Raw genomic sequence first — 5,729 nt, 5'->3', positions numbered from 1 at the left:
CAAGCGGGTGAGGAACCCCCACCCGCCTACGCGGTGGGGTAGTTCATTAGGTTATAGTCGCTTCTGGGATGCCAAGGATCCCAGCAGGCGCTGCGATTTTGGGTCTAAGGAGTCATTCCCTCACCCCCAGCCCCTCTCCTAGAAGGAGAGGGAAGGAAGAGCTTTGCGGCACTGGCACCAATTAGGCGATACCCGTTCGCTTCTGGGCTTCCTTACGAGAGACGGCCACATGGCGCAGGCCGGCGCGGATCAGCTCCTGCTCGATGAGGGTGAAGAACCGCTGCCGATCGCCTCCTCTCACTACAGCCAGATGATGGGCTTCGGCCAGGGCGATGGGGTAGCCAAAGCCCTTTTGCACCTGGCTCAGCACCCCTGCCAAGGCCTGCTGCAGCAGCTCTGGATCCTGGGCCACCCAGGCGGGAAACTCTAGCCGGGCAATCTCCGGCAGGGATCCCTCGCCAGGGTTCGCGCCAACATTCAAGTAACAGCAGTGGATGTGATGTTCCCCAAAAGTCTCCAGGACGCTGGCGCCACTGCGCCAGAGGGGGCTGCGCTCTCCCGGCTGCAGTAGGGATCCCCAAAAAACGCGATCTGCCAGGGGGGCAAAGGGCTGGCAGGGGGGAGTTTTCTCGCCGGCGCAGTAGCGATAGCAGTCGCAGCCCAGGTAGGGGCACAGCCCCAGGCGCAAGTAGTTAAGGGTTTCGCTGCTGCGGGAAGCGCTGATGTAGCCCACCAGGGGGATGCGGGCCGCCCGCAACTGCTCCAGGGTCGCCAGGATGGGATCCAGCCAGGGACGTTGGGTTGATCTAGGCAGCGACTCCAGTCCCCAGGGGATCAGGGATCCATCCAGCAGCGCCAGCGTGAGGCGACGGCAGGACAGCGACAGGGCCAACTGGGCCAGCTCCTCCAACTCTGCCTGGGAGCGCCGCAAAGCCAGCACCTCTTCGGCGTCCAAAGCAATCTCCGCCCCCTCACCGCGATCTCCTTCCTCTCGGCGGGGTTGGCGGCGAAGACGGCGCGGGGCCGCTCCTGGAAGGGAGTTGGATCGGTTCGGTTGAGCAAAGGGCTCCTGCCCGTAGATCAGCAGGGGCTGGCTGTCCAGCAGCGGCCACTCTTGCGTGCCGTAGTGGAGGGCTACCCGCCCAATGTTGATGAGCGAGCAGTAGGCGATCTCGTGGTGGCTGGGCAGGATCTGGGAGCCGTCGGTGGCCACCACCGTGTGCGGCCCCTGCAAAGGTTCCACTTTGGGCAGGGATCCCCAGGTTTCCGGCGGCTCGGCGGGACTGGCGCAGGTAAAGGCGAGATGGGATCCCCACTCCGCCCAGCGGGACTGCCAGGCTTGGGGTTCTCGCTGCAGGCGGGCAAACTCCTGCAAGGCCAGGCGCAGACGCTCTTGGTTGGCCTTCGACTCCTGCTGCAGGTGGCGGGCGAAGGCGGGAATCTGCTCGCTCAGTTTAACAAGATCCAGCATAGGCGGCTGGCCCACCCCTGCCGGCAGCTAGGGGCTCCACTTCAGAGGGATCCCTCTTGCCCTCGCTCGCGGGGTATGGGGTGGCAGCGGTAGCTGCGCCCAGCTCCTCTAGCGGAAACTCCCCATAGACCTCGCTGCTGTTGTTGGGGCTTTCCTGCAGGCGGATCCGATGCAGTTGCACCCCCAGCTTCCGCAGGGGCAGAGTCAGCAGCCGCTGGATGTAGAGGGCAATGTTTTCCGCAGTGGGCACCACCTGGGCAAAGTAGGGGATGTCCTTGTTTAGGAAGGTGTGATCTAGGGGTTTGACCACCTGCTCCTCAATCACCCGCTGCAAAGCTGCCAAGTCCACGATCATCCCCGTGCGCGGGTCGATGGATCCCTTGACGGTGATCTCCAGGCCATAGTTGTGGCCGTGGCCGTGGGGACGGGCGCAGAGGCCATAGATGGCGGTGTTCTCTTCCAGACTGAGGTGATCCAAGGCCAAGCGGTGGGCGGCGCTAAAGTGGGTGGCAACGGTCAAATAGGCTTGCATGGCTTCTCCTCGGTATTCGGCCCAAAACTCAGGATCTTCATAGAGGCGCACGCTGGTCAGGGGCAGAGCATCGGCCAGGCGCTGCCAAATGGTGTAGGCGATGAACTCGGTGGTGGGCAGGGTTTGGGCAAACTCTGGCCAAGCTTCGTTGAGGTAGGCAAAGTTCAGCTCCTGAATCACCCGCTCCTGAAGCACCCGCTTCACCTGTGAGAGGTTAAGCACCATGCCGTACTCGTCCACCTCTCCCGTCAAGCCCACCTCCAGCACGTAGTTGTGGCCGTGGCCGGGGAAGCGGGCGTGGGGGCCAAAGCGGGCCAGGTTCTCGGCTTCAGAGAGCTCCGGCAGCCAGTAGCGGTGGCTGGCGGCAAAATGGGCACGGCGGTAGATGGTACAGGTTCTGGACATGAAGGCTATGAATGAATGAATGAAAACATCTGTAAAGGGATCCCCCCTTCAGCATAAACCCCAAACCGGCACTGCCCCCACAGCGAGGGATCCCTGCGGCTGTCTCAACGCACCTTCCCCCTGAACCCAAAGCGCCTTGGGATGGATGGCCAAAATCTCGTCCTGATGGGGCCAGGAGTGTGTCAACCTGGTAAAGGTAAGGAAGTCTTTGGGTCTCAGGGATCAACGGGCGAGGGAGCGGCTGTGGTCTATCGGGTTGGGCTACTGGGGCTGGGTACTGTCGGCACGGGCGTGGTAGAGATTTTGCAACGCCCACCTCACCCCCTCTTGCAGGCTGTCGAGCTTGCGGCGGTAGGGGTGCGTTCCCTGGACAGGCCGCGGCGGGTATCCATCCCGCTTGAGCGCCTGACCACTGACCTAGAGCGGATTGTGTCGGATCCAGACATTGACGTGGTGATTGAGCTCATGGGCGGGCTGGAGCCGGCTCGCAGCCTCATCCTAAAGGCCATTGACCACGGCAAGCCAGTCATTACAGCCAACAAAGCGGTCATTGCCCGCTATGGCGAGGAGATCTTCCGCGCTGCTGCCCAGGCCAGGGTGGCCGTGCTGCTGGAGGCAGCCGTGGGGGGTGGGATCCCTGTCGTCCAGACTTTGCAGCAGTCGCTGCAGGCCAGCCGCATCCAGGCGGTCTGGGGCATCATCAACGGCACGACCAACTTCATCCTCAGCCAGATGGCCCAGGAGGGTAGCTCCTTTGCCGAAGCGCTGGCCCAAGCCCAAGCCCGCGGCTATGCGGAGGCGGATCCCAGCGCCGATGTGGAAGGATGGGATGCGGCGGACAAGATCGCCATTTTGGCTAGCCTGGCCTTTGGGGTGTCGGTGCCGCGGGAGGCCATCCCTTGCGAAGGGATCCGCAGCATCAGCCCCACCGACATCCGCTATGCCCGCGAGTGGGGCTACACCTTCAAGCTTTTGGCCATTGCCCAGAGGGCTGGTGTCCCAGGATCCGAAACGGCCTTGGATGTCCGCGTCCACCCCACCCTATTGCCGCTGACCCACCCGCTGGCTAATATCCACGGCGTGGACAACGCCGTCTGGGTACAAGGGGATCCCCTGGGCCAGGTGGTGCTCTCCGGGCCGGGGGCGGGACAGGGGCCGACGGCCAGTGCTGTCGTTGGGGATCTGCTCACCCTACTTGCCCACCTGCAGACAGGGGCCCATCTCCCCAATCCTCTCTGGGGATTGCCTGTTTCTCCTCCTGTTGCCTCCCTGCTGCCACTGGCGGAGGTGCAGTCGGAGTTTTACGTGCGAGTGCTGGCCCAGGATCGACCGGGGGTGATGGGAGCTATTGGCACCTGCTTTGGCCGGCACCAGGTTAGCCTGGAGAGCATTACCCAAAAGGAGTGCCACCAGGAGCTGGCGGAGATTGTTGTCCTCACCCACACCGTGCGCGAGGCTGACTGCCGGCAGGCGCTGGCCGAGATCCAGCAGCTTCCCCAGGTAGCCGGGATCCCCAGCCTGTTTCGCGTGCTGCGCTAATGGCGCCCCTCGTGTTGCCCGTGATGGAGGATAGACAGCTTGGCAGCGACCGCGGATCTTGCAACCCCTGAACTCCTCAGAGCCGAAGTGGTGGTCATTGGGGCGGGCATCAGCGGCCTGACGCTGGCTTGGCGCCTGCAGCAGGGTCTCTCTGGTAGGGGTGGCTCCGCTCAGGCCGTGCTCTTGGCCGAGGCCAGCTCTCGGGTGGGCGGCTGCATTTCCACCCAATCCAAAGACGGCTACCGCTGGGAGGAAGGCCCCAACAGCTTTACCCCTACGCCTGCCCTGCTCAACTTGATTGCCGAGGTGGGCCTGGCCGACCAACTGGTGCTGGCCGATGCCCAGCTGCCCCGCTACATCTACTGGGAAGGAGAGCTGCTGCCAGTGCCGCTGAGCCCCACGGCGGCTCTGGGCTCACGGCTGCTCAGTGTGGGTGGTAAGCTGCGGGCTCTGCAGGGCCTGTTGGGGTTTGTCCCTCCGCCGCCGGGGCAGGAGGAGACGGTGCGGCAGTTTTTCCGGCGACAACTGGGATCCGAAGTGGTGGAGCGCCTGGTGGAGCCCTTCACCTCAGGGGTCTATGCCGGGGATCCGGATCAACTCAGCGCGGTGGCAGCTTTCCCTCGGGTAGCTGGCCTAGAGGAGCGCTACGGCAGTCTCTTTGCCGGCGCCCTGCAGGCTCTGCGCCAAAGACCCCAGCCTTTTCCCGCAGCCATCCAACCCCCGCCCAAACGCGGCCAACTGGGCAATCTGAGGCAGGGGCTGCAGCAGTTGCCAGAGGCCCTAGCCCAAAAGCTGGGCGACAGCCTGCGGCTGGGTTGGCAAGCGGTGCAGCTGAAGCGGGAGGGAGAGCTCTATGGGGTGGGCTTTGCAACCCCAGAGGGATCCCGCTGGGTGGCTGCTCGCCAGGTGGTGCTGGCTCTCCCCGCCTATGAGGCTGCCTTGCTGCTGCAGGAACTCAACCCCGAGGCCAGCCAGCTCTTGGCTGGGATCCCCTATCCGCCGGTGGCAGTGGTGGCTCTGGCCTATCCCCAAGCGGTTCTGCCGCAGCCGCTGCGGGGCTTTGGCCACCTCATCCCTCGCTCCCAGGGTCTACGCACCCTAGGCACTATCTGGGCCTCCTGTCTTTTCCCAGAGCGGGCTCCCCAGGGCTACCACAGCTTCCTCAGCTTCCTGGGCGGTGCTACCGATGCTGCCTTGGCCCGCCGGCAAGGGATCCCACCCATCACTGCTCTGTCCCCTGAGGAGCGAGCGCAAATTGTCCACGCCGAGCTCAGTCAGGTGCTGCTTACCCGCCGCGCCGAGCCCATCTACTTGGGCGAACGCCTGTGGCCCCGCGCCATTCCCCAGTACACCCTCGGTCACCGGCAGCGGATGGCCCAGTTGCAGGTCCACCTGGCCTCCCAGACGCCGGGGATCTGGGTGTGCGCCAACTACCTAGACGGTGTGGCCCTGGGCGACTGCGTGCGGCGGGCTGAGGCGCTGGCGCAGCAGCTTTTGTCCCAGGTCTAGTCCGATGGGTCGCCCCTACACCGTCCTGCTTTTGGTTCCCACCGGTATCGGTGCCCGGGTGGGCGGCTTTGCCGGCGATGCCCTGCCCGTGGCCCGCGCCTTGGCCGCAGCCGCGGATTGCGTCATCACCCACCCCAATGTCCTCAACGGCGCCACCCTCTTCTGGCCCCTGGGGAATGTGCTCTACGTGGAAGGATACGGCCTGGATCGCTTCTGTGCCGGGGAGTGGTTCCTCAGGCCAGTGCGGCAAAACCGCATCGGGGTGGTGCTGGA

General features: G+C 64.4%; 5 protein-coding genes. 3 read left to right on the top strand and 2 right to left on the bottom strand.

Annotated elements, in window-relative coordinates; all coding sequences use genetic code 11:
• Positions 1-181: 181 nt before the first annotated feature.
• On the bottom strand, positions 182-1,471 hold the full coding sequence (locus NW835_RS02405; RefSeq protein ID WP_414366254.1) for a DNA double-strand break repair nuclease NurA: 1,290 nt from the start codon (positions 1,469-1,471) through the stop codon (positions 182-184).
• Positions 1,455-2,408, bottom strand: a complete 954-nt coding sequence (locus NW835_RS02400) for a 6-carboxytetrahydropterin synthase (RefSeq protein WP_414370377.1) — start codon at positions 2,406-2,408, stop codon at positions 1,455-1,457. Before NW835_RS02400 ends, NW835_RS02405 begins: the two co-directional genes overlap by 17 nt.
• A gap of 243 nt (positions 2,409-2,651) precedes the next feature.
• Here NW835_RS02400 and NW835_RS02395 point away from each other — a divergent pair, with 243 nt between their 5' ends.
• The 3 genes from NW835_RS02395 to NW835_RS02385 all read left to right on the top strand — a co-directional run.
• Complete coding sequence (locus tag NW835_RS02395) at positions 2,652-3,947, top strand: homoserine dehydrogenase (protein WP_414370379.1); 1,296 nt, start codon at positions 2,652-2,654, stop codon at positions 3,945-3,947.
• A 39-nt stretch (positions 3,948-3,986) separates the two neighbouring features.
• Entirely contained in the window at positions 3,987-5,456 is a 1,470-nt protein-coding gene (gene hemG, locus NW835_RS02390; protein WP_414370380.1) for a protoporphyrinogen oxidase, read from the top strand.
• A gap of 4 nt (positions 5,457-5,460) precedes the next feature.
• A partial coding sequence (locus tag NW835_RS02385; RefSeq protein WP_414414430.1) for a DUF3326 domain-containing protein occupies positions 5,461-5,729 on the top strand: 269 nt, incomplete at its 3' end.

Source organism: Synechococcus sp. OH2 (genome assembly GCF_047462155.1).
Classification (GTDB): Bacteria; Cyanobacteriota; Cyanobacteriia; order Thermostichales; family Thermostichaceae; genus Thermostichus.
The sequence above is the reverse complement of the archived record's forward strand: the minus strand, read 5'-3'. Positions and strand labels throughout refer to the sequence as shown.